At 69.9% G+C, this 23519-nt stretch carries 20 protein-coding genes and 3 pseudogenes; 14 read left to right on the forward strand and 9 right to left on the reverse strand.

Annotation, left to right across the window (positions count from 1 at the left end; translation table 11 throughout):
* Positions 1–221 precede the first annotated feature (221 nt).
* The 3 genes from IF37_RS0115045 to IF37_RS39415 all read left to right on the forward strand — a co-directional run bounded on the left by IF37_RS0115045 (position 222) and on the right by IF37_RS39415 (position 1946).
* Positions 222–683, forward strand: coding sequence for a nuclear transport factor 2 family protein (locus IF37_RS0115045; protein ID WP_030742047.1), 462 nt, complete (start codon positions 222–224; stop codon positions 681–683).
* 32 nt (positions 684–715) lie between these two features.
* On the forward strand, positions 716–1264 hold the full coding sequence (locus IF37_RS0115050) for a flavin reductase family protein (RefSeq protein ID WP_079165741.1): 549 nt from the start codon (positions 716–718) through the stop codon (positions 1262–1264).
* A gap of 229 nt (positions 1265–1493) precedes the next feature.
* A complete protein-coding gene (locus IF37_RS39415; RefSeq protein WP_079165742.1) occupies positions 1494–1946 on the forward strand; it encodes a recombinase family protein in 453 nt (150 codons plus the stop codon).
* Between the two features lie 552 nt (positions 1947–2498).
* On the opposite strand, the gene IF37_RS0115060 is transcribed toward IF37_RS39415, so the two are convergent.
* Positions 2499–3542 carry a LacI family DNA-binding transcriptional regulator gene (locus IF37_RS0115060; protein ID WP_030742051.1) on the reverse strand — a complete coding sequence of 348 codons (1044 nt, stop codon included), beginning with the start codon at positions 3540–3542 and terminating at the stop codon, positions 2499–2501.
* 406 nt (positions 3543–3948) lie between these two features.
* Here IF37_RS0115060 and IF37_RS0115065 point away from each other — a divergent pair, with 406 nt between their 5' ends.
* The 8 genes and pseudogenes from IF37_RS0115065 to IF37_RS45790 all read left to right on the forward strand — a co-directional run.
* A complete protein-coding gene (locus tag IF37_RS0115065; protein ID WP_253915772.1) occupies positions 3949–5172 on the forward strand; it encodes an ABC transporter substrate-binding protein in 1224 nt (407 codons plus the stop codon).
* Entirely contained in the window at positions 5172–6173 is a 1002-nt protein-coding gene (locus IF37_RS0115070) for a carbohydrate ABC transporter permease (RefSeq protein ID WP_253915773.1), read from the forward strand. The genes IF37_RS0115065 and IF37_RS0115070 overlap by 1 nt, the downstream gene beginning before the upstream one ends.
* Positions 6173–6997 carry a carbohydrate ABC transporter permease gene (locus IF37_RS0115075; RefSeq protein ID WP_030742057.1) on the forward strand — a complete coding sequence of 275 codons (825 nt, stop codon included), beginning with the start codon at positions 6173–6175 and terminating at the stop codon, positions 6995–6997. Before IF37_RS0115070 ends, IF37_RS0115075 begins: the two co-directional genes overlap by 1 nt.
* A 71-nt stretch (positions 6998–7068) precedes the next feature.
* The gene (locus IF37_RS0115080; RefSeq protein WP_030742059.1) at positions 7069–8049 is read left to right on the forward strand and encodes a glycosyl hydrolase family 32; all 981 of its coding nucleotides are present in this window, start codon (positions 7069–7071) and stop codon (positions 8047–8049) included.
* Complete coding sequence (locus tag IF37_RS0115085; protein WP_030742061.1) at positions 8046–9230, forward strand: serine hydrolase; 1185 nt, start codon at positions 8046–8048, stop codon at positions 9228–9230. Before IF37_RS0115080 ends, IF37_RS0115085 begins: the two co-directional genes overlap by 4 nt.
* 7 nt (positions 9231–9237) lie before the next feature.
* On the forward strand, positions 9238–9594 hold the full coding sequence (locus tag IF37_RS44470; protein WP_158727340.1) for a hypothetical protein: 357 nt from the start codon (positions 9238–9240) through the stop codon (positions 9592–9594).
* 317 nt (positions 9595–9911) lie between these two features.
* A pseudogene (locus IF37_RS45785) lies at positions 9912–10300 on the forward strand (transposase); the annotation flags it as partial.
* 52 nt (positions 10301–10352) lie between these two features.
* Positions 10353–10511 (forward strand): annotated as a pseudogene (locus IF37_RS45790) (ISAzo13 family transposase); the annotation flags it as partial.
* Positions 10512–10855: 344 nt separating this feature from the next.
* Here the strand turns inward: IF37_RS45790 and IF37_RS0115100 are convergent.
* Positions 10856–11131, reverse strand: a complete 276-nt coding sequence (locus IF37_RS0115100) for a hemerythrin domain-containing protein (RefSeq protein WP_030742063.1) — start codon at positions 11129–11131, stop codon at positions 10856–10858.
* Positions 11132–11601: 470 nt separating this feature from the next.
* Between IF37_RS0115100 and IF37_RS0115105 the strand changes: the two genes are divergently transcribed.
* The gene (locus IF37_RS0115105; RefSeq protein ID WP_030742065.1) at positions 11602–12147 is read left to right on the forward strand and encodes a hypothetical protein; all 546 of its coding nucleotides are present in this window, start codon (positions 11602–11604) and stop codon (positions 12145–12147) included.
* A 4-nt stretch (positions 12148–12151) separates the two neighbouring features.
* On the opposite strand, the gene IF37_RS44475 is transcribed toward IF37_RS0115105, so the two are convergent.
* The gene (locus IF37_RS44475; protein ID WP_158727341.1) at positions 12152–12322 is read right to left on the reverse strand and encodes a hypothetical protein; all 171 of its coding nucleotides are present in this window, start codon (positions 12320–12322) and stop codon (positions 12152–12154) included.
* Positions 12323–12392: 70 nt separating this feature from the next.
* Between IF37_RS44475 and IF37_RS45795 the strand changes: the two are divergent.
* Positions 12393–12566 (forward strand): annotated as a pseudogene (locus IF37_RS45795) (cobalamin biosynthesis bifunctional protein CbiET); the annotation flags it as partial.
* 215 nt (positions 12567–12781) lie between these two features.
* Here IF37_RS45795 and IF37_RS0115125 read toward each other — a convergent pair.
* The 4 genes from IF37_RS0115125 to IF37_RS0115140 all read right to left on the reverse strand — a co-directional run bounded on the left by IF37_RS0115125 (position 12782) and on the right by IF37_RS0115140 (position 18348).
* On the reverse strand, positions 12782–14050 hold the full coding sequence (locus IF37_RS0115125; RefSeq protein ID WP_030742069.1) for a cation:proton antiporter: 1269 nt from the start codon (positions 14048–14050) through the stop codon (positions 12782–12784).
* Between the two features lie 100 nt (positions 14051–14150).
* Entirely contained in the window at positions 14151–15611 is a 1461-nt protein-coding gene (locus tag IF37_RS0115130; RefSeq protein WP_030742071.1) for a cytochrome P450, read from the reverse strand.
* A complete protein-coding gene (locus tag IF37_RS0115135) occupies positions 15605–16726 on the reverse strand; it encodes an alpha-hydroxy acid oxidase (protein ID WP_052845199.1) in 1122 nt (373 codons plus the stop codon). Before IF37_RS0115135 ends, IF37_RS0115130 begins: the two co-directional genes overlap by 7 nt.
* Positions 16723–18348: an NAD(P)-binding domain-containing protein gene (locus IF37_RS0115140; protein ID WP_079165744.1), complete on the reverse strand. Its 1626-nt coding sequence runs from the start codon at positions 18346–18348 to the stop codon at positions 16723–16725. The genes IF37_RS0115135 and IF37_RS0115140 overlap by 4 nt, the downstream gene beginning before the upstream one ends.
* A gap of 238 nt (positions 18349–18586) precedes the next feature.
* On the opposite strand from IF37_RS0115140, the gene IF37_RS0115145 reads away from it, so the two are divergent.
* Positions 18587–20110 (forward strand): class I adenylate-forming enzyme family protein, encoded by a 1524-nt coding sequence (locus IF37_RS0115145; protein ID WP_030742077.1) that lies wholly within the window; start codon positions 18587–18589, stop codon positions 20108–20110.
* A gap of 203 nt (positions 20111–20313) precedes the next feature.
* On the opposite strand, the gene IF37_RS0115150 is transcribed toward IF37_RS0115145, so the two are convergent.
* Together IF37_RS0115150 and IF37_RS0115155 are read right to left on the reverse strand one after the other, a co-directional pair.
* Positions 20314–21534, reverse strand: a complete 1221-nt coding sequence (locus tag IF37_RS0115150) for a metallophosphoesterase (RefSeq protein WP_030742079.1) — start codon at positions 21532–21534, stop codon at positions 20314–20316.
* Positions 21535–21781: 247 nt separating this feature from the next.
* The gene (locus tag IF37_RS0115155) at positions 21782–22951 is read right to left on the reverse strand and encodes a cytochrome P450 (RefSeq protein WP_030742081.1); all 1170 of its coding nucleotides are present in this window, start codon (positions 22949–22951) and stop codon (positions 21782–21784) included.
* Positions 22952–23519: the final 568 nt, after the last annotated feature.

The following is a 23519-nucleotide window of genomic DNA, read 5'->3' on the forward strand; positions in this document are numbered from 1 at the left end:
GACAGGACGTTCCCGCACTGTCAAACCTTCTGGAAGGTTTTTTACGAGTCGTAACAGGGAGTCAAACGTAGGCACACGACAGGGGCAGGGGCCGGGAGGCAGTGCCCTGGTGCTTCGACCACCACGTCTGCGACCCCTGGTGGAAGTTCGCTCTGGCAGCCCGCGGACCACCCTGCCGATACTCGGCCAGCGACCCACGCCACCCGACGAAGGAGTCAACCGTGACCGATCAACACCTCCGCGACCGCTACGAAATCGTCGAGCTGTGTGCCCGCATGGGGTGGCACCTGGACCACTGCGAATGGGACCAGCTCGTCGACCTGTTCACCGATGAGATTCGCCTGGACTACACCAGCCTCAACGGCGGGGAGCCGGTGACGCTCCCGCGCAAGGACGTCATCGGCAAGTGGCGCAGCAACCGCCAAGGCCTCCAGGCCACACAGCACCTGATCTCCAACCACCTCGTCACCGTCGAGGGAACCACCGCTCACGCCACCGCGATGTTCCAGGCCACGCACCTGCTGCCGAACCCGTTCGGTGGTCCGACCTGGACACTGGGCGGCGAGTACCGCTACGGCCTGACGCGCACGGCGGACGGCTGGCGCATCAGCGCGCTGACCATGAACATCATCTGGGCCGACGGGAACCGCAACATAAGGGACCTGGCCCTACAGGACTACTGACTGTTCCCACCCCTCTCCTCCAGGGAGTCCGCATGGCTACGGACGTGACCACGGCAACCGACAAGCCGCCCGCGTCGATCAAGGCACCGCCGTCGATCGACTTCGCCCACTTCCGCCGAGTCCTGGGCCACTTCCCCACCGGAGTGGTGGTAATCACCGCCATCGCCGACGGCGAGCCAGTCGGGTTTGCCGTAGGGTCCTTCGCCTCCGTTTCCCTCGACCCGCCCATGGTCGGCTTCTTTCCCGGCAAGTCCTCGACCAGCTGGCCACTCATCCAGCGGGCCGGCTCCTTCGTGGTGAACGTCTTGGGCGACCACCAGCAGGACCTCTGCCGCGCCTTCGCCTCCAGCGGCGGCGACAAGTTCAAAGGCATCCGCTGGCATCGCGCCTCCAACGGCGCACCCGTCCTCCAGGACGTCATCGCCTGGATCGAGTGCGACATCAATACGGTCTCCGACGCCGGAGACCACTGGTTCGTTCTGAGCCGCGTACACGATCTGGCTGTTTCGACGAGCACTGAGGGCCCGCTGCTCTTCTTCCAGGGTCGATATGCACGTGTCGATGCCGCCGTGAGGACGTGACGGGAGTCGTCCTCACTCTTGGGTCGAGGCCGCGTGAGCACCCTCCGGCCGCCGCGGTTGTCGCTGCCGGCCGTAGGTCTTCCACAGGGGTGAGCTGAGGGTGGTCCGGGCTCGCCGGCCCCCCTCCACGGGGCCGTAGGAGTGGCGGCCGAGCCACCAGCGGCTGGCGATCACCCGGAAACTCCAGTCGTAGCTCGACGCCCTCGCCAAGCACGGCATCCCGCGCGACATGGTGTTCTCCGAGAAGATCAGCACCCGCGTCCGGGTTCGCCCCCAGTTCGAGGCCGCGCTCGCGCTCGCCCGCCAGATCAAGGCCCACGCCCCGCACTACCGGGTCATCTTCACCGTGTACGAGATGAAGCGCCCGGGCCGCGACGCCGCAGAACTCACCGCGCTCGTCGACCACCTCACCGCCCATGGCCTGGTCCTGGAGAAGCTCGCCGGACCCTGCCCCGGATGTACGACCCCAGTGGGCCCGGACGCCTGCTGTTCGCGTTCTTCGCGGCGATGGCGGAGACCCGAGCAGGAGAACGTCCGGGAGTCGACCCTCGAAGGGCTCGACGCGGCCGCCCGCAAGGGCAAGCACGGCGGGCGGCCGCCCGTCATCACCGAGGACATGCTGCACACCGTGCCCGCCGCCGTGCGAACGGCGAATCGGTCGAGCAGTTCCAGCCCGACCTGATCATCCCCACCGGCAAGCGCAAGGGGCAGGCCCCCAGCGTCGCGAGCGTCTACCGGGCGCTCGCCGACTTCGCCGACCTCCAGGGCGCCGACGACATCCCCCGCCCCCGCCGAGTCCGCACTCGGCGGCTGGACGACCCGCTCACCTCGACGCCAGCCGGGCCATGATCAATCTCAACGGTACGTTCTGTACCGGCAACTGCTCACACCCGTTGAGGTCCGCGGGTTCAGGGAAACCGAACGTTCTTCACCGTGAACCCACGGGTGGGTTTCCTGATTCTGGTGGTCGGGCCCGTGGGTTCGTGGTCAACCCGCTGGGGCGCTCACGTGACGCACCGGACCGGCCAGGGCGAACACGAGGCCTACGCCGGCCATGCGAACGCCTTGGCCGAACCCGGCGGCACCTACCTGGATCTCCGAGGTGGGACCCGGCCCCCGGTCGTCCCGGGACCGGTCGCCTGCCGGCTGGTGCGGATCACTGGACAGCTGTCGAGTCAACGGCATCAGCCTGACATTGCCACGGCGTCCGGGAACCGGGACGACGAGCGGGCGTTCAGGCAGGCGTCTGATCGAGCGGACGGGCCCGGACCGATGCCCGCTGGATCACGGGCATGGGAATCAGGCGGCCGCCGGACGGTGCGCCGGGGGCGAGGAGCATTTCGACGGAGGCGCGGCCCATGGCCTCGTGCGGCAGTCCGACGGTCGTGAGGCCGGGCCGGAGGTAGGAGGCGAGTTCGTCGTTGTCGAACGAGACGACGGAGATGTCGTTCGGGACGGTCAGTCCGTGGTCTGCCAGGGCCTGGTACGCGCCGAACGCGAGGCGGTCGTTCATGCACAGCAGAGCCCGGATGTCACTGCGGCGTTCGAGGAGGGCGTGGGTGACGTCGTAGCCGTGGTGCGGTTCCCAGTCCCAGCAGGACTCCTCGGCGGCGAACCGCAGCCCTCGTCTGGCCATCTCCGCGCGGATGCCGGAGATCCGGTGTTCGACGGTGGTGGATCGGAAGAGTCCCTTCTCGGTTTCCGCGTTGTGCCCGATGAGGGCGATTCCCTCACGGTGGCCGGCGTCAGCGAGGAGTGTGACCGCTGAGGCGCCGCCGGCGAGTTCGTCGGGGAGCACGGAAACGGGATGCTTTTTGTTCGTGGCGTTGAGCATGACGACGCGTGTGGTCGCCGGGATCTCGGGCACGAACAGTTCCCGGGCACGCATGACGGCGAAGATGATCCCGTCCACTTGACGGTCCAGTACGGCGCCGATCGCCTCCGACTCACGCGCCGGGTCGCCACCGGTCTCCAGTACGAGCATGACATGCCCCGCTCGCTGGGCGGCGTCCAGCGCTCCCCGGATCAGGCCACTCGCGAAACGGGTGGTGGCGACCACGTCGGAGATGAACCCGATGGTCAGGGTCTTGTCGGTGCGCAGGCTGCGTGCCGCGACGTTCGGCCGGTATCCGAGTTCGGTGGCCGCCTCGTGGACCCGGGCATGCGCGTCGGCGGAGAGCCGGGAGTCGGGCCTGCCGTTGAGGATCATCGATGCGGCGGTCGGGGACAGCCCGGCACGGCGGGCGACATCGGCGAGCGTGACGCGCTTGGGCGGCATGGCTTCCTCTCATGCGGCGCGACGGGACGGCGTGCGTGCAGGTCTCAAGACAATCACAACGCTCTGACCCCTGAGAACTCGTCCTTGACAGAGGGCATCCGGCATCCCAGTATGAGCAGCGCTAAATGCTTTTAGCAGGCAGTTTAGCCCGTTTGTCGGGGGCGCTGATCCCCCACAGCGGCGGCGCCACCCGCTTGTGGTGCGCAGGAGCATCTTCCACGGAGCACGCTCAGACAACGGAGTCTTGTACATGGCACGCAAGTCGATCCGCCCCGGTGAGGGACGCAGAGCCGTACCATCCATGAGCTGGAGGCCGGCCGTCACGGCCGCAGTCGCCCTGAGCGGGCTCGTCCTGGCCGGGTGTGCGCCGGGATCCCCGGAAGCGAGCCCGGCCGCATCGGGCAAGGTGAGCCTGAAACTTCCGTCCGACAAGATCACCATCAAGATCCAGGACGAAGCGGGCTTTCCCGTCACCGACGACCTGGCCGACGAATTCACGAAGCAGCACCCGAACGTCACCTTCAAGGTCGTCCGTGACAGCTTCGCCAACCTCACCGCCAACGCGCCGCGCCTGCTGGCCAGCGCCGACGCGCCCGACCTCATTCGGCTTCCCACCATGGGGGACACAGTCAAGGACGGGCTCCTGACCAACCTCGACCCGTACTTCAAGGGCTATGGGTGGGACAAGTTCCCCGCAGGCCAGCTGGCCGCGTCCCGGATGAGCACCAAGGGAGTCAGGGGCGAGGGCTCGCTCTACCAGATGGGCCTGGGCTACAGCGTCACAGGCATCTACGTGAACCAGAAGTACGCCAAGCAACTGGGGCTGTCCGGCTCGCCGTCGACCATCGCGGAGCTGGAGCGATGGATGGCCAAGGCCAAGGCGGCCAAGATCCTGCCCGTGCAGATCGGCATGCAGGACGGTGTGGGCACGTTCGCGCTCCAGGCGCTGATCAACCAGTACGGGGACAAGGCCGACCTGGTGGACTGGATGTTCAACAAGCCCGGTGCCACCTTCGACACCGAGGCCAGCCTCAAGGGCGCCACGATCTTCAAGAAATGGGCCGACGCGGGATACTTCCCGTCCGACGTGAACGCGATCAACTACACGACGATGGTGTCCAACTTCCAAGCGGGCGAGGGCCTGCTGATGTTCGACGGTAACTGGGACGCGGCGAAGACCGACAAGGCGATGGGGGAGGGCGCCGCCCGGTTCGTCCTCGTGCCTCCGGCCACCGCGGACGGACCCTACGTGGCGATGGGTGCCGCGAACTCCTTCGCCATCCCGGCCAAGGCGAAGCACGCCGACGCGACGGCCTTCTTCCTGAACTGGATCCACACCGACCCCAAGGCCCGTCAGATCGTCGTCGACGTCACGGGCGCCTCGCCCGGAGGAGATCCCTCACAGAAACTGCCCAAGGTGAAGGACGGTTCACTGACCGCGCAGGCCCTCACCGCGTCGGCGAAGGTCGCATCCGATGACGGGTTCGTCGACTTCATGGCCAACACCACGGCGGGTATCTACGCGGGCGCCTTCCAGCCGGACGAGCAGAAGCTGCTGACCCGGCGCATGGCACCCAAGGCTTTCGTCACGGCGATCCAGGAGTACTACGCCAAGGAGCTGGCGGGCTGATGGCCGACGACGTCCGTAAGCATGAGGACCCGAAGCCGACCGCGGCGGCACTGCGGCGACCCGACATGGGCGCTCATGCCGCGGACGTCGGGATATCTTCCGACCGTGGCGGCCGCTCCTCCACACGCGGGGCGGCCCGGCACCGGCTTGTCGTCGGCTGGCTCTTCGTCCTGCCGGCCTTGGCGTTCTTCTGTGCCTTCGTGGTCTACCCGTTGATCACGGCAGTGCAGTACTCGTTCTACCGCTGGAACGGCGTCGGCGCGTCGACCTGGGTCGGTGTCGACAACTACGTCCGGGTCTTCACCGATCCGGAGCTGCTGATCTCGATCGTCAACGCGCTGATCCTCATCGTCTTCTTCACGGTGATCCCGGTGTCCGGCGGCCTGGCCCTGGCGACCCTGATCCGCACGATGAGGCCCGGGCCCTTCGCCACCGCCGCCCGCACGGTGCTGTTCCTGCCGCAGATCATCCCGCTGGTGGCCGCCGGTATCGCGTGGTCGTGGATGTACGCGCAGACCGGCACGATCAACACCATTCTCGACTCCGTCGGCCTCGGCTTCCTCTCGCGGTCCTGGCTGGCGGGCTTCGGAACCGCCCTGCCCGCTGTCGGCCTCATCGGCTCCTGGGTGCTGACGGGCCTGTGTACCATCCTGCTGCTCACCGGCATAGGAAAGATCGACGCGTCCCTCTACGAGGCGGCACGCCTCGACGGGGCGGGCTGGTGGCGGGAGTTCGTGACCGTCACCCTTCCCGGACTGCGGCAGGAGATCGCGGTGCTGGTCACCATTACCGTCATCGCCGCGCTGAGCAGCTTCGACATCATCTACACCACCACCAAGGGCGGTCCGGGAACCAGCACGCTCGTCCCCGGCATCTCGATCTTCCGGCTCGCCTTCACCCAGAGTGAAGTCGGCCTGGCGTCGGCCTTCGGTGTCATCCTCCTCGCACTCGTCCTGCTGGCGGTGCTACCCATTCAACTGCTGGCAAGGGAACGAGACTGATGGTCGTCAACAGAACCGAAGCGATCATCGGACGGATCGTCCTCGTCCTCGTCCTGATCCTCACCCTGCTGCCGCTGGCCGGAATGCTCTCCGGAGCCCTGCAGCCCGCAGACCGCATCCCCGATGGCTTCTCCTGGCCCAGCGATCCCCAGTGGGGCAACTTCGCCGTCGCCTTCCGGACCGCGCACGTCTGGGAACTGCTCGGCTCCAGCACCCTGATCGTCCTCGGCGTCGTCCCGCTCAGCCTGCTCCTGTCGACGCTGGCCGGCTACGCCCTGGGCAACCTGCGCGTCCGCGGCGGGAAATACGTCTTCGTCCTGCTGCTGCTGGGACTGACCATTCCCTTCGAAGCGATCATCATCCCGATCTACTACGAGGTCAGCGCCATGGGATTGCTGAACACCCAGTGGGCGGTCGTCCTGCCGCTGGTCGGGCTCTTCATGCCCTTCAGTGTCGTCTGGATGCGGGCGCACTTCGTCGGCGTACCCACCGAACTCTCGGAAGCGGCCCGCATCGACGGGGCGAGCACCTTCCAGGAGATCCGGCGCATCCAGATCCCGCTGGCCATGCCCGCCCTCTCCGCGCTGGCCATCCTGCTGTTCCTGTGGACCTGGAACCAGTTCCTCCTGCCCCTGGTCCTGATCGACGATCCCGACAAACGCACCATGGCCGGGGCTCTGGGAGCGTTCCAGGGGCAGTACCTCAACCAGCTTCCCCTGCTGTTCGCGGGCGCGTTGATCATCATGCTGCCGACGATCGTGATCTACGTCATCTTCCAGCGCCAGTTCATCAAGGCGCTTCTCCAGGGTGCGGTCAAAGGCTGAAGCACTCCTCCTCCGTCACCCTCACCAGTCCGGCGTCCTCACGACGACGGCCGCAGCCACAAGGACGTTGCATGACATTCCAGCTCGACCACGCCTGGGTGTGGGACTTCTGGTTCGCCGATGACGGCGACACCTTCCATCTGTTCTACCTCCACGCTCCCAAGAGTCTGGGGGACCCGGAACTACGGCATCGTAACGCCCGGATCGGGCACGCCACCTCCGCCGACCTGGTCGACTGGCAGGACCACGGGCCGGTCCTCGGCCCCGGCGATCCTGGCTCTTTCGACGAGACCGCCACCTGGACGGGCAGCGTGCTCCGCGGACCCGACGGCGTCTGGTGGATGTTCTACACGGGAGCCCGCTTCCTCGCTGCCGGAGGCAACGTCGAAACCATCGGCGCGGCGACCTCCCCCGACCTGCACACCTGGACGAAGCGGCCCGGTCCGGTCGTCGAAGCGGACGGCCGCTGGTACGAGAAACTGGGGACCTCCAGCTGGCCGGAAGAGGCATGGCGCGATCCCTGGGTGTGCGCGGATCCGGCCGGTGACGGCTGGCACATGCTCCTCACGGCCCGGGCCGGCCACGGCGCTGTCGACGACCGGGGCGTGATCGGGCACGCGACGTCACCTGATCTTCAGACGTGGACCGTCCGGCCACCGCTCAGCCGGGCGGGCGCCGGCTTCGCGCACCTGGAGGTTCCCCAGATCGCGACCGTCGACGGCCAGTCTGTACTGCTGTTGTCCTGCGACACTCCCCGGCTGTCCGCCGCTCGGCGCACGGCCGGTCAGGTCGGAGGTGTCTGGAGCGTTCCGGCCGAGGCTGTCCTGGGCCCGTACCCGGTAGAGGACGCCACGTTGGTCATCGAGGAGTCCCGCTACAGCGGGCGCCTCGTCGAGGACCGGAGCGGCAGGTCCGTGCTGCTCGCCTTCGACAACTCCACCACCGACGACGGCTTCGCCGGCTCGATATCCGACCCCCTCCCCGTGCGCTGGTCACCGGAGCGGCACGGCATCGTCCCCCTGGCCCTCCAGAACGAAGGCACCCAGAAATGAGCACCCGCATCGAGGGCAGCACTGCCCCGGGCTTCGCGTCCCTCGCGGACGCCTTCTCCGCCGCCTTCACCGGTCGTGAGGCCATGGGCGCGGCGCTTTCCGTCCGGGTGGCCGGCGAGACAGTCGTCGACCTGTGGGGCGGAACCGCCGACTCCCGCGACCGCTCGCCCTGGACGAAGGACACCACGAGCGTCATCTTCTCCTGCACCAAGGGCCTCGTCTCCATCCTCGCGGCGCGTCTCGTGCAGGACGGTCTCCTCGACTACCACACCCCCGTCGCGAGCTACTGGCCCGAGTTCGCCGCCGAAGGCAAAGAGAAGATCACGGTCGCCGATCTCCTCGCCCACCGGTCCGGGCTCTCCGCGCCGCGCGACCTCCTGTGCGTCGAGGACGTCATCGACTGGGACGTCGTCACCAGCCGCCTGGCAGCCCAGAGACCGCTGTGGCCCATCGGCCAGGGCCACGCGTACCACGCCCTTACCCATGGCTGGCTCGCCGGTGAGGTCATCCGCCGCATCACCGGTCAAACGGTCGGCCAGTACTTCGACGAACTCATCGCCACCCCGCTGCGGGCCGACGCGTGGATCGGTCTCCCCCACGGGGTCGCGCACCGGGTCGCCCATCTGCAGGTCGGTTCGAGCCTCACCGAACTCGTTGCGCAACAGGCGGCTGCGCGCGGTGCCGACGAGGTCGACTGGTCGGAGCGGGCCTTGACTCTCGGAAACGCGTTCCGGCCGGAGCTCGTCGACGCCACCGGCGGCTTCAACGATCCCCGGGTCCAAGCGGCGGAGCTGCCAGGAGCGGGCGGCATCGCGTCAGCCCGGGCGCTGGCCTCGATCTGGTCATCCACCGTGGTGGAGACCGACGGAGTGCGGCTTTTGCACGCCGACACGGTCGCCGATGCCATTCGACCGCAGGCCGAAGGCACCCCGGTCTTCGGTGGACAACCTCCCTTCCCCCGGTGGGGCATGGGGTTCCAGCTCCCCTCCCTCGCCCGGGAATTCCTCGGGGCCGCCTCCTTCGGACACGACGGCGCCGGCGGACAGGTCGCCTTCGCCGATGCGACACACCAGGTTGGATTCGCGTTCCTGACCAACCTCATGGAAGCGGGTGACGACCGCCGCGCCACTGCGATCGTGGACGAACTCCGCCGCATCCTCCGCAAGTCGGCCCGCGTTTGAATGTGCAGTGGCCGAGCCTGCCCGCGTCGGCGCACCGCTCGCCACCGCCGTGCTCGCGGCGGGGACCGCGCTCGGCTGCTGCCAAGCGGCCCGGCGCCTCGGCGGAGACGACGCCGAGGCACCGGTCCGCCAGGTGGAACTGGGTTTCCAGATGCTGCTCAGGACCACCGGCTCCGACTCGCACCGCCGCCCCGAGCCGTTGTGGTGGGGAATCGGAGGGACCGCGCCCCGGGCTCCGCTGAAAGAAGGAAGGCGGTGGGGGTCGACCGCCACGTTGCCAGCAACGGCACCAGGTGACGCGATCCTTCCTGTCTGGCACTTCGGTGGCGCAGACCCCCTCGCCATCGCCGGCCGCGACCTGTAGTCCGTGCGGAGGGACGGCCTTCCGAAGACGGTCGCCGCCAACCACTCACCGCATTCGCGCCCCGGTGGCCCGGTCGGCCGTGGAGTCCGGCATCACGGCCTTCCTGGCCGGCGCCGCCGAACGGCTCGCCGAATCGCCCGCGTGAACGACCTCCACCGCCCCCGCCGCCCCACCGTGGTCCGGCCTGCGCACCGTATCGACGGTGCGCAGGCACACTCCCTGCGGCAATGACCGCCCGTCCGCGCCGTGGTACGAACAACTGGAGCAGGAACTGGTCATGTTGAACACTCTCGTCGACCGGGGCGGAGTTGGCCCAGGGCAGAGCGGATTTTCCCGCAGTGCGCGAACACGTCATGGCCGCCCTACGAGTCCCCAGAGCGATCGGACGCCCCCGCACCCGCCCCACCGTCGTCCTCGAAGACCGCGCCTACTCGTCCAAGTCGATCCGTGAACACCTGCGCGGGCGCGGCATCCAGGCGGTGATCCCGCAGCCGGCCGACCAGATCGCCAACCGGAAGCGGCGAGGCCGCGATGGCGGTCGCCCACCTCGCTTCGACCGCCAGGCATACCGGCAACGCAACGCCGTCGAGCGGGCGACCAACCGCTCGAAGAACCGGCGTGGCTTGGCCACCGTTACGAGAAGACCGCAGTGTTCTTCCAGGCAGGACTTCACATGGCAGCGATCTTCATGTGGACCGACCGATGATCCAAGGGAGACGCCCATGGCGCGGGGTGGCTTGACCGGAGTCCGGACAGGTCCGTTGGGCCGGGTCCGCCGGGCGGGCGGGGGCCGGAGGAAGGCAGCCGAGCTCGATCCGGGGCTGCGGCCCGCGCTGCTGACGCTGGTCGAACCCGGCGAGCGGGGTGATCCGATGTCGCCACTGCGCTGGACGACGAAGTCGACCCGGAACCTGGCACCTGACCTGACCTGACTTGACCTGACCTGGCTGGGCCACCGGGTCTCGGCCGACACGAGGCCAAGAAGCGCACCGGCCGCACCGCCCCCGGATCGTATCGGGCGGTTGGCCATTCCCGTGGGCTCCGGTTGATGGCTACGGTGAGTAACCATGTAGGGAAGCCGCCGGGGGATGGTTCAGTGTGCTGGGAGCCAGGTCGGCCGGGCACCCGGTCGGCACGCCACGTGTCCCGTGCTGATTCACGGCGAGTTTGCCGAGGTACCGGCGGCTTCCGATCCGCTGCATCGGGTCGGACCCGGTGGACATGCCCTTGATCTGGCTGGAGACCGGCTGAATGACATTTTTCAGCGCTTGCTGGCGTTCCCGACCACGAGATCGTTGATCTGCCGGTGCTCTTCCTCGACCCGGGCGGTCAGTTCCTCGCCGTCCGGGACCGAGGCCCGTACGGCGGGCCACAGCACCGTCTCCTCTGTGAGGGCGTGGTTGAAGAGGGTCGGGTACTGGTCCATCAGCCGGTCCATCTCCTGGTGCTCATGGCGTTGCCGCACCAGGATGCTGCTGCCTGCACCGAGCTCCTCGACGGTCTGTTCCTTGATGGTCTTCGACGTGGCCGCTCCCATGCGTGTTCCGAGCCGGGTCGTGCCGTCTGCCGGGGCGGTACAACGCGGAACGACGTCCGTGCCCGGTTGCCCGGGTGCGAGCGTTCAGGAGGGGCAGGACAAGGGACTCATCGGCCGCAGGTTCAAGCGATGAGCCGTCATCGAGACTCCCACGGAATTGGCCGATTCGGACATCGCGGGGAGCTACCGCGGTACCCGGGACGGCGGAGACCGATCCGCGGAGGGAAACGGTCTCGCAGACCGACGATCGACTACTTGCCTTCGACACCAGCGACCTGGAGGACCGGGACGAGGACCGCGGGCGAGCCGCCCTCGGCGGAAGGCACGGCGCCCTGTACCGCAACGGCCGCGTTTCACAGACAGACCTACCACCTCCCCCCGCGGCCCGGACTGACCCGCCGGTGACGCCCGGCTCCGCGCTGATCCATCGCTCACATGCCGGCAGGCCCGGCAACCCGAGGAGACCACAGATGAACACCCTTCCGAATTCCGGCGTCGCCCAGCGCCGCCCCACCGGACGAAGCGCCGACACGAAGCTGCTCGGCATCTATCTCAACGACCACCTCGCCGGGGCCGCCGCCGGCACCGCACGCGTCACCCGCCTGGTGCGCACCGCCCGCGGTTCCGCGCTCGGCCGTGCGATCGAGCCGGTAGCGGCCGAGATCGCCGAGGACCGGAAGGCGCTGTTGGACATCATGCGAGACCTTGGCATCCCCGTGCGGCGCTACAAGGTGTGCGCGGGCTGGGCGGGCGAGAGGCTGGGGCGGCTGAAGCCCAACGGGCACCTGGTACGCCCCTCCCCGCTCGGCACCGTACTGGACCTCGAAGCCCTGCGGCTGGGGGTCGAGGGGAAGGCGGCCGGCTGGCAGACCCTGCGCCTGCTCAGCGCGATCGACGAGCGCCTGGACCGGCACCGGCTCGACACGCTGCTCGAACGAGCCCGGCAGCAGCAGGAGAGGATCGAGGAGTGGCGCGTCCGCCAGGCCGAGGAGGCGCTGGCCACCACAGCCGGGTGAGCTCCTACGCCAGGCGCGCCGCAGCCCGCCAGGCGGGGTCGTCCGGGGGATGTGTGACCATGCGTGTCCGGAACGTCACGGGCGGGGCGCAGAAGACGACGTACACCGGGCGCAAGCCGTCGGCGCGTGCGAGCAACTCGGCACCGTCGTAGACGCTGATCACGGCGGCACTCATGCTGCCACCGCGATGACGGCGGCCCTCATGCTGACACCGCCCCGGCGACCACGGCCGGCGGCTCCTCGTGCTCGGTGCCGACCGGGAACGGATGACAGCCGAGACCACCGCCGAGGAGTGGGCACGAGCCCAACCGCCCGGCGATCCGCTCAACATCGTGGCCATCGAGTGCCGCCGGGCTGCGGATGCCCTCCGGAAAGGCGCGGTACCGGGGTTGCCCGACGAAGCGTACGAGCACGACGGAACCGGGAGTTCCTTCAGCAGGCCAACCCGTGGGGCTGCACGGCATCGCCGAACGGCTCCTGGAAGCCGAGTCGCGGGGGATGTGGGCCGAGCCTGACCCGGCGGTACTCGAGGAACTGCGACGGGTGTACCTGGAGACCGAGGGTGACCTCGAAGGGGAAGCGTAGGGGTCGTGTTGCGGGCTCGTCGCGATGACGACGGCACCGGGGAGCTGCGCTACCGCGCGGGGCGCATCTCGGCCGCCGGGTTCTCGTCCGGGTGCCGAGCCGCCTGACGCCGGTCCAGCAACGTCAGTACGGGAGCCGTCATCACCGTGGTGACCAGGGCGACGACGACCAGGACGCCGAAGAGGGCCGGCGAGGCGATGCCCGCGCTGAGGCCGACGTTGATGGCGATGAGCTGCATCAGGCCGCGCGCGTTCATCAGCGCGCCCACCCGCAGGGCGATCTCCGGCGGCTCGCCCACCATGCGGGCCACCGCCCAGCAGGCGCCGAACTTGCCGATGATCGCCACCGCCACACAGGCGACGGTGAACAGGATCAGACCGCTGCCGGACAGCAGGGTGAAGTCCGTGTTGAGTCCCGAGTAGGTGAAGAACAGCGGCAGGAACACGATGCGGCTGATCGGTGCGATGGCCGCCACGGCGCGGGTCACCACCGGGTCGCGGGGGAAGACCGCGCCGAGGCTGAAGGCGCCGAACACGGCGTACAGGCCGATGCGGTCGGTGTACCAGGCGGCGAGGAACAGCAGGAGCACGGTGACCAGCAGCATGTGCTCCTCGGTGAGCCGTCGCGCCCGCTCCAGAAACCTGGCCCGGACGCGGAGGAAGACGCCGAGGAACACGGCGAGCCCGATCGCGCCGCCCACGGCCAGCAGGAAGGTGTCCGCGTCGCCGCCCGCCATGCTCAGCACCATCGCCAGCAGCACCCATGCCACGGCGTCGTCCAGCGCACCGGAGGCCAGCGCGACCGAGCCGAAACGGGTGTCGGCCAGGCCGCGTTCGGTGATGATCCGGGCCAGCATCGGGAACGCGGTGACGGCCACGGTGACCCCGACGAACAGCGCGCCCACCGTGGGCGAGACACCGTCCGGGTAGAGGTCCACCGCATCGTGCGCCACCCAGGCCAGCCCGGAGCCGAGCAGGAGGGGCACCACGATGCCGGCCGCCGAGACGGGCACCGCCGTGCGGCCCACCGACCGCAGCCGGTCGGTCCGGAACTCGTAGCCGGACAGGAACATGAAGACGACGAGACCGACCTGCCCGGCCACGTACAGCACGGGTCGCAGATCGTCCGGGAAGAGGGATTTCTCCAGGCCGGGGGAGAGGAGGCCGAGAACGGACGGCCCGAGGGCCACCCCGGCGACCATCTCCCCGACGACGGGTGGCTGGCCGAGGCGGCGCAGGAGCAGACCGACGAGACGGCAGACGGTGAGGATGACGGCCACGGCCAGGAAGAACGCCGGGCCCAACTCGGTGGTGGACAAAGATGACTCCTGGGGGAGGAGACCTATGGAGACCCATGGAGACCCATGGCGGCCCGTGCGGGCCTGGGGACGTCCACGAGGGTCTGCGGGGATGACGCCTTCACGCCCTCCGGCCCGGGTACGGGCAGGCCGTCGCGCCGTGCTCCCGTCCCGCGCCGGTGCCCGGCGCACCGCGGCCGGCGCCCAGCGCGCGGCCCTCGGTGTCGTACCGGGCGAAGTACGTCGTGGCGGGCCTGGTGCGGCGGGCGTCCAGCACCATCCAGGTGCCGAGGACCAGTTGCAGCAGGCTGCGCCCGACGTCCTCGGCCCGGTCGCGAACGGCCAGCGCCGTGCGCAGCGCGAGCCTGGTGGCCCGGGAGGCGGGCCGCTCGCGGGGCAGCAGCAGACAGGGGGCGCGGTGGGGGATGGAACGGGTGTGCCCGACCGGTGAGTCGAGCACGTAGAGGGCCAGCACCTCCCGGGTCGCGGCGCGCATCACGATCGGTGCGAGGCGCCAGGCGGGACAGGGCCGGTTGGCGGCGACGCCGAAGGGGATGTGGTGGGCGTTCTTCACGGACAGCGTCGCCCAGCGCTCCGGATCGAAGCGCTCGGGATCGGTGTGACCGGTGGCGTGGTAGTCGGGGTAGCTGAAGGTGAGGACGGAGCCCGCCGGGATCGTGGGCAGGCCGTCGAGCGCGATGTCGGCGGTGGTGATGCGATGCGCCACCCCGAACAGCGGGAACACCCGGAGCGTCTCGTTCATGACGTGCGACAAGTAGCGGTCGTCGTCGGTCGTGTCCGCCACCCTCCGCTGTACGTCCGGGTGCTGGGCCAGGGCCAGCAGGAGATGGGCCATCGCTTCGGACATCTGGACCACGGCGGTGTTGAAGAAGGTGCCTTGCAGATAGAACGCCTGCTGGCGGCGGGTCAGACAGCCGGGCAGTTCGTGCGGCACGTCACCGGCGGCCAGCCGGCGCAGCAGATAGCGGGTCAGCCGGTTCCTGCGGCGCATGTGCCGCAGCCGGGTGCACTTGAGGGCGTCGACCACGTCGGTGGCGTTGCCGACGATCAGCCGCCTGGCCTCGGCCGGGCAGGGCTCCCGGAAGACCAGTTCGTAGAAGAACTCGGCCCACACCGGCATCATCAGGTCGCGTAGCCGCACGGACCGGATCCGACCGGTGTCCGCCGTCTCAAGGATGCGCCGGGTGGCCCTCGCCGCGGCGGCGTACAGCTCGTCCGACGGGCCGGACAGGATGGCGAGCGTCCGCCGGGCCACCTCGTCGTAGCGGGGACCGGCCTCCAGATGCTCCTGGTGGACATCGGCGCCGGGCGCGAGCCAGTACCAGAACAGGTCGGACAGTGCCGCGCCCTTGCTGCGGCCCCCGGCGGCGGGGTGGCCGTAGACCTCCTGGAAGCGGTCGGCGCCGAAGACGGCGCCGGGCAGCGGTATGCCCTCGTCGCCGTTGACGCGGGCGAAGACCTTCATCCGCAGGGCGACGACCCGGCCGGGCAGCCAGGCGGGCAGGGACAGCAGCAGTGCGCCGCCCAGCGCCGTCGCCGCCGTCGTCCTCCGGCTCACCATGCTCGTTCTCCTTCCGGCCGGCGGCGCGGGAACCCGCGTGCGACGACTTGGTCGGCCGTGAGGTCCCCTGGCCGGTGCCCGCCGCAGAGGGCGAGCACCTGGGCGAAGTCCGCGCGCAGCGCGCTCAGCAGCTCCGTCACCCCGTCCTCGCCGGCCGTCGCCAGCGCCCACAGCACCGGCCGCCCCACGCCGGCGGCGACCGCTCCCAGGGCCAGGGCGAGCGCGATGTCGCTGCCGCGGCGCACCCCGCCGTCCATGAGGACCGGTATCCGTCCCGCGACGGCCTCGGCGACGGCCGGGAGCGCCTCGACCGCCGCCGGAGCGGCGTCGAGCTGCCGTCCCCCGTGGTTGGAGACGAGCAGCGCGTCCACGCCCTGCTCGACCGCCGCCCGCGCGTCCGCCGGATGCAGCACGCCCTTGAGGACGAGGGGCAGGTCGGTCAGGTCGCGCAGCCGCCGCAGATCGTCCCAGCCCGCCGGCCACATGGCGATGTCGCGGGTGCCGCCGGGCGCGGCACCGGGCAGGTCCCGCATGTTCTCGGCCGCGAGACCGGGCGGCAGGTCGTGGAAGCCGTTGCGCAGGTCCCGGGTGCGGCTCCCGAACACGGGGGAGTCGACGGTGACCACGAGGGCGGAGCAGCCCGCCCGCTCGGCCCGGCGCACGAGTCCGGCGGTGACCTCGTGTTCCGGCTGGAGGTACAGCTGGAACCAGACGACGGCCTCCGAGTCCCTCGCGCGGGCCGCCGCGACGACGTCCGCGACGGCGGTGGTGGCGGCCATGCCGGTGACCAGCGGGGTCCCGGTCGCGGCGGCGGCACGCGCGGTGGCCAGTTCGCCGTCGGGATGCGCGAGACGGTGGAAGGCGGTCGGCGAGACGAAGAGCGGTGCCGGCCACTCCCGGCCCAGCACCCCCACGCGGGTGCCGGGGCCGGGGCCGCCGCGCAGCACCCGGGGGAGCAGAGCCAGCCGGGCGAAGGCGTCCTCGTTCTCCCGCAGTGCCGTCTCCTGGCCCGCCCCGCCCTCGATGAAGTCGTAGTGCTCCGGCCGCAGTTCCGCGCGGGCCCGGCGTGCCAGTGCGGCCGGATCGTACGCCGGGCCCGTCCGCGGGCCGGTCACGGCCTGGGCGCGGCGGCTGCTCCGCCGGCCGGGAGGCCGTCCCCGGCGGACAGCCGGGAGGCGAGGAAGGAACCGAGCGGGCCGACGTGGACGTCGGGGTCGTCCCACTCGTTCTCCAGGTTCTCCGTGAGGTGGTGTTCCGCGACCGGCTTGCCGGTGCCGTCCGGCAGGAACTGCCGTACCACCGGGTGGAGATAGCGCGCGTCGAGGCCACCGGTGTCCCGCTGGGGCGTCCTCGCGACGGTGATGTCGAAGGGGTCGACCCGGTCGTGATCGGCGCCGTACTCCAGGGTGACGGCGAAGTAGCCGGCCAGGTCCCCGAACTCGCCCCGGGCCGCGGCCTCGTGCAGATGCGCCACCGGGACCTCCTCGCAGTACCGGGCCCCGCCGTCGGTGCCGAGCAGCACCGCGTCGCCGAGGAACCCGAACAACTGCCACAGGGCGGAGGTGCGATTGACCCGCGCGATGATCGCGTCGCTCACCGCATCCGCGGTGGCGGTGAGGTCGGTGTGCGGCCAGTCCCGGTCGTGGTAACGGCGTTCGAGTATGCGGCTGAGCGCCTTCACCCCGTACCGGAAACCATGGATGAAACCACTGGTGGACTTCTTGAAGTCGAGGGACTGGGTGATCGTCCCGGCGAAATACAGATCGGGTACGTTCACGGATTCCCACGCGCTGGTGAGCTGTGGGAATCGGTCCTTGATGACGAGGTCGGGACGGCAGTCGCCGTCGAATATCGAGGCGTCGAATCGGAATCCGGTGGCCAGGATCACCCGGTCGTACGGGATGTCTTTCACCACTTCCTCGACGCGGGCGAATCTGACGCTCACCAGATAGGTGCTGTCCGGCTGCCGCGCTATGCGCAGGATGTCGCCGTCCAGTACGGCGTTCTGCGACTTGAGCTGATAGGTGTCGAGGAAGTTGTTGTTGACCGCGCGGAGATGTCCGACGAAGTGTGTCCGCCAGGCGAGTTTGAGGGAGCCGGGTCCGGCGACGTGGATGACGGCGGCGGTCTCGATGAGATTGTCGGCGGTCTCGAAGGCGGAATTGCCCCGCCCGATGACGAGGACGCGCTGGTCGGTGAAGGCCGCGGGGTCGACGGTCACCGTGTCGTAGCGTTCGGCTTCCTCGACGCCCTCGATGGCCGGCGTGTACGGCCGGGAGACGCCCGTGGCGACGATGATCCGGCGCGCCCGGATAACGTTGCCATTCTGGTCCGTCGCCGTGAACAGACCGTCCGCGGGCCGGGTGACGTGGGTGACCCGGGTGCCGAGGCGGATGCGCAGCCCCTGGGTCCGCGCGAAGTCCGCCAGGTAGCGGACCATGTCGTCGGCCGGCGGGAAGTAGCGCGGGGAGTAGGCGGTGAACAGCGGTCCGTCGTCCGAGAGGAGGGAATTCCAGTCGACGCGCAGGCGCATTTCCGGATCGCTCCAGCCGGTGTGCACCTTGTTGGACGAGATAAGCGTTCTATGCCGGGGAAAACGCGTGAAGAAGGCGCCTGGAGTATTGCTCTCCTCCACGATGAGGTAATCCCGGCCGTTCTTTTCCAAGAAGTACCCGGCCTGGAGGCCCGCGGGGCCGCCGCCGATGACGAGATAGTCAACCTGCGTTAAAGCAGACATGAGTTCGTCCTGCCTTCCGTGGGGGCGGGGAGGATCTTACTTGATGATTAAAGAATCGATCCAGACCGCCTCGGTGTGACGTAGGTCACTCGCTGTTCCGGTCGGTGAATTCCTTCCGTCGGTTAACGTGAGGCGTCTTTGGCGGTCCGCGTGAGCCCATTCGCCGTTCGGCATGGTCGCTTTCCAGACATTCACGCCGTCTTTGTGTCGGCTGCTTCCGGTCCAGAATGGAGACGAAGTGGACGAAAAGCCCGGGGGTCTCTTTCCGCAGGCGTTCGTCGACGCCTTCCGCGACGCCCCCGACCTGCCCGCCTTCGAGTACGGGGCACGCACGGTCACCCGGGGAGAGGTGCTCGACCTGACCGCCGGCTTCGTTCGGGGGCTGCGCACCGCCGGCCTGGCTCCGGGAGCCCGCGTGGCCCTCGACACCGGCGTCACACCGGAGGGGTTCGCGGTGCGCGTCGCGGCCCACCTCGTCGGCTGCCAGGTGGTCGGGCTGCGTCCCGGACTGACCCGTGAGCACCTGCGCGACATCCTCCTCCGTGACATCGACGCGGTGGTGACGGACGACGCCGCGAGCCGCCCCGAACTGACCGCCGTGGCGAGCCGGTCAGGACTCCTGGAGACCGGCGGCGCGCTGCGGCCCCCGAAGGGCTTCACCGCCGCACCCGGCGACCTCACCCCCCACGGCGACCGCGACGGCGTCGGCGTCATCCACCTCACCAGCGGCAGCACCGGCCGGCCCAAGGGCACGATGGTGACCTACGGGGCCCTCTCGGAGCACTGGGCCCTTCAGCCCGCCCGCTGGACCAACCGCGTCCGGCGCCTCGCGGCGCGCTACGAACGGTTCCTGCTCTTCGGTACCCTCACCAGCGCCGTCATGTTGGAGCACCTGGGCCTCGCCCTGCTGGCCGGGGGCACCGCGGTCATACCGCACCAGCCCCCGGTCTTCCCCGACGTCTTCGCCGACCTGCGCGTGACCGCCTGCCTGACCACGGTGCCGCGCCTGTACGGCATTCTCGACGCCGTGCGCGACACGGGCGCGGATACCAGCAGTCTGCGCGCCCTCGTCGTGGCCGGATCCCCTCTGGCCCCGCACCGGCTGACCGAGGCGGCCGAACTGCTCGGAGCCGTTGCCCACCACGCCTACGGACAGACCGAGACGGGCATGCTCACCCTCCTCGAACCCGAGGAACTCGCCGCGGACCCCCGCCTCGCCGACACGGTGGGACGCCCGCTCGACACGGTCGAGATGACCGTGCGCGACGAGGACGGCCGCGACCTCCCGGCGGGCGGCACGGGCGAGGTGTGGGTGCGGGCGGCGGACGCGTTCTGCGGCTACTGGGAGGACCGGCGGGAGACCGCGGACGTCCTGCGCGACGGCTGGGTCCGCACCCGGGACCTCGGCCGGCTCGACCAGGGCGGATACCTCCGGCTGACCGGACGCGCGCGCGACGTCGTCATCGTCAACGCCATCGTGCACTACGCGGGCCCCATCGAACGCGTCCTCGCCTCCCACCCCGAAGTGGACCAGGCATACGTCGTCGGGATCCCGGACGAGCGGACGGGCGAGGCCATCCACGCCTTCGTCGTCCCGCAACCGGGCCGCGCGCCGCAGGAGGCGGCGCTGCTCGAACTGGTGGCACGGACCCTGGGCGACGCCAGCGTCCCGGCGGGCGTCAGCACCCTCACCGACGTCCCCGTCGCGGCGAGCGGCAAGCCCGACAAGGCCGCCCTGCGCGCCCTGCTGACACGCCCCTGAACGGACCCGCGCCGCACGGGCGGACGGTCGCGGGGCACCCGGCACGACCCTGCCCGTCACGACGGGCCGCGACACCGTCCGTCACGGGGGGGCAGGGCCCGCGGGTGGGCCGGGGCCGGCCGGTGACGCCGGCCCGGCCGGTCTCGACGCCGCACCTCTCGGCTCGTGGACCGCGCCAAGCGGAGGTGTCGGCCCGTCGAGTGCTACCTCGAGGTGGGCGGGTGCGGGGAGCGGAGCACGAGCAGGGTGATCTCGCTGGGGGCGAAGACGCGGAACGGCGGGCCCCAGAAGCCGGTGCCGCGGCTGGTGTAGAGGAGGGTGCGGGTGCCGTGGCGGCTGAGGCCGGCGACGGCGGGCTGGTCGATGCGGACCAGGTGGTGGAAGGGCCAGATCTGGCCGCCGTGGGTGTGGCCGGAGAGCTGGAGGTCGATGCCGGCTGCTGCTGCCCGGTCGACGAATTTGGGCTGGTGTGCCAGGAGCAGGACGGGCAGGTCGGGGTCGGCGCCGGTCAAGGCTCCGGCGAGGTGGGCGCGGTGGCCCGCCAGGCCGGAGGACTCGGCGGTGACGTCGTCCACGCCGGCGACCACGAGGGTGTCGCCTCCGCGTTCGAGCAGCAGGTGGCGGTTGCGCAGCGGCTCCCAGCCCAGCTCGTCCATCAGGTCGACCCAGCCCTGGGCCTCGCTGTAGTACTCGTGGTTGCCGGTGACGTACACGCGGGCATGGGTGGCTCGCACGGTACCGAGCGGGGCGGCCTGGGCGCGGCGGCGTTCGGCCGTGCCGTCCGCGATGTCACCGGTGTGGCAGACCAGGTCGGCTTCCAGGGTGTTCACCGTCTCGCACACTCGTGCCGACCAGCGGGCGCGATCGAGCGGGCCGTAGTGGGTGTCGGTGACGAGGACGACGCGGGTGCCGTCCAGCCCGGCGCCCAGTCGCGGGAGTCGCACCTCGAGTCGGCGTACGCGTGGCACGCGGCGGGCCTCGGCGTACCCCCAGGCGAGCAGTACGGCGGTCACGCCGAGGACGGCCCACGTGACGATCCGGGCCCGCTCCTGGCTCTCGCCGACGCCGGCCACGGTCAGGGCGAGCCGCAGCAGGGCACCGAGCAGGACGGACCAGGTGAACAGGACCCAACTGCTGCCCAGCAGGGTGTCACCGATGATCGCCGCCCGGTCCTGCTGGCGCCGGCCGTGACCGCGCACCATCGCGAGCGGCATACATATGAGGCCGAGGGCGGACAGGGCGGTGCCGGTCAGTGTGACGGGCAGTGGCCAGTGCTGGCCGGTGTACAGGAGCACCCAGCAAGGGATGGCCCACAGCAGGACGGGGGCGATCAGAGGGACGTACCGCATCAGACGGTGCAGTCGGCTCTGCCTCGGCGCTTGCCCTTCGCTGCCGGCGGGCCGGACGTCGCTGGTGTCGGTCACGCTTCCACTCCCTGGCCAGGCTGCGTTCTCGCGCACTGTATCCGGTCGCCCTCGGGCCGGCCGGACCGGCGTTCATGATCGCGGCCCATTGGGGCGAAGGGTTCTCCGGCGTCCTCGCGCGCCGAGGCTGTCCACTCGCTGGTGACCGGGACGTTCCGACCACCGCGACACGGTCACCGGCCGCATCGCGGTGTGAGCCCGTCCATCACTCCGAAGTCGGGATGGAGCTGGTTTCAGAGCCCATGGATCACCAGGTGACCGGCAACGCCTGCAGGCCGCGGAAGACCAGTTCCGGCACGTAGGCGAGCTCGGACTCGTCAACGGCGAGCCGCAGTCCCGGATACCGTTTCACCACGGACCCGATCGCCACCCGCATCTCCCGGCGGGCCAATATCGCGCCGAGGCAGAAGTGCGGCCCGTGCCCGAAGGCGAGGTGCGCTGCCGGTCCTTCGCGCGTGATGTCGAAGCGGCCGGGATCCGGGTACACAGCAGGGTCGCGGTTGGCCGCGACGATGACCGGCAGCACCGGTTCCCCCGCCCCCAGTGCGACGCCCTCCAGTTCGACGGGCTCGGTCGTGACCCGGACCTCGGCCGAGGTGAAAAGCCGGCTGTAGCGCAGTAGTTCGTCGACCGCCGGTCCGATCAGCTCCGGTGACGACCGCAGCAGCGCGAGTTGGTCCGGGTGGCGCAGCAGGGTCAGCAACGAGTTGCCCAGCTGGTTGACAGTCGTCTCGTGGCCGGCGATCAGCAGGCCCTCGAGGTTGGCCAGCAGCTCGGCTTCGGTGAGGTGGTCGCCCTCGTCGTTGGCGGCGACCATCGCCGAGATCAGCCCGTTGTCCGGCCGCGCCCGCTTCTGACGCACCAGTGCGGCGAGCCAGTCCTGCATCTCGCCCTGCGCTGCCCGCAGTTCGTCCGGAGTGATGTCGGTGACGAACAGCCGCCTGGTCCACCTGCGGATGGCCTCCGCCTCGGAGTAGGGCACGCCGAGCAGCTCGCAGATGACCATCAACGGCAGTGGAGCGCAGAGACCCGCCACGAGATCCGCGGTCGGATCGAGCGAGTCGAGCAAGGAGTCCACGATGGACTGCACGCGTGGCTCGAGCTGATCGACCATGCGCGGGCTGAACGCCTGCGACATCAGCTTGCGCAGGCGGGCGTGGCGCTCGCCGTCCAGGCTGGTGACCAGTAACGGGTCGGCGGCGACGGACAGTTTCAGCGGGCCGCCCGGAAGCGTGGCCGCCTCCCGGCTGAACCGGCTGTCGCTCAGGACCTGGCGCACCGCCCGGTGGGAAAGGGCGAGCCAGACGTCCGCCGTGCCCATCGTCGCGAGGACGACCGGAGCCCGCGCGAGCAGAGCCTCGGCTTCGGGCTCGTTGTCGAGGTGGTGGGGTGTGGTGAAGGGGAACGTGGCTTGCATCGCTGCCTTCTGACTGAAAGTCACCAGGGCCGGGCACCGAGCACCGGGCGCGAACGGCCGGGACCGACGCACGGATCGGTGACAGCTGGGTTGTGTGCCGCCGGAGGCGGTGGCGCTTCGCGATCGTCTCGAAGTCGACGGGGGTCAAACGGTTCAGCCGGAGCTGTCGGCGGCGCCGGTGGTCGGTACGCTCGATCCGGGTGGTGATCGCCGTGCGGAGGTGTCCCGGGTGGCCGGATGACGGTCGAGGACGGTCTTCTGCGCGGGTGCGGATGGGATTGTAGGGCGCTGTCACCGGCGGCGTCGACGGTTCCCGGGAATCCGGCCCGGTCGTGGCGGTGCGGGGCGTGGACGAACGTCCGTGACCGCACCGGCAGGTTCGCCCGCGGATCCGCCGGCGGACACCGCGACGGGGCGTCCGTGGGAAACGACGCGTTTCCCGGGGCACGGAATGGATCTCGCCACGGTGCCTTTGCCATGCAGGCATATGACGTGGTGATGTGCTCCGTTTGAGACAGCCTTCGCCTGGCCTATGGCGATGGCGTGATGTTGCTGCCATGCTCGTCTG

The sequence above is a fragment of the Streptomyces sp. NRRL S-31 genome, from assembly GCF_000718775.1.
In the GTDB taxonomy this organism is placed as follows: domain Bacteria; phylum Actinomycetota; class Actinomycetes; order Streptomycetales; family Streptomycetaceae; genus Streptomyces.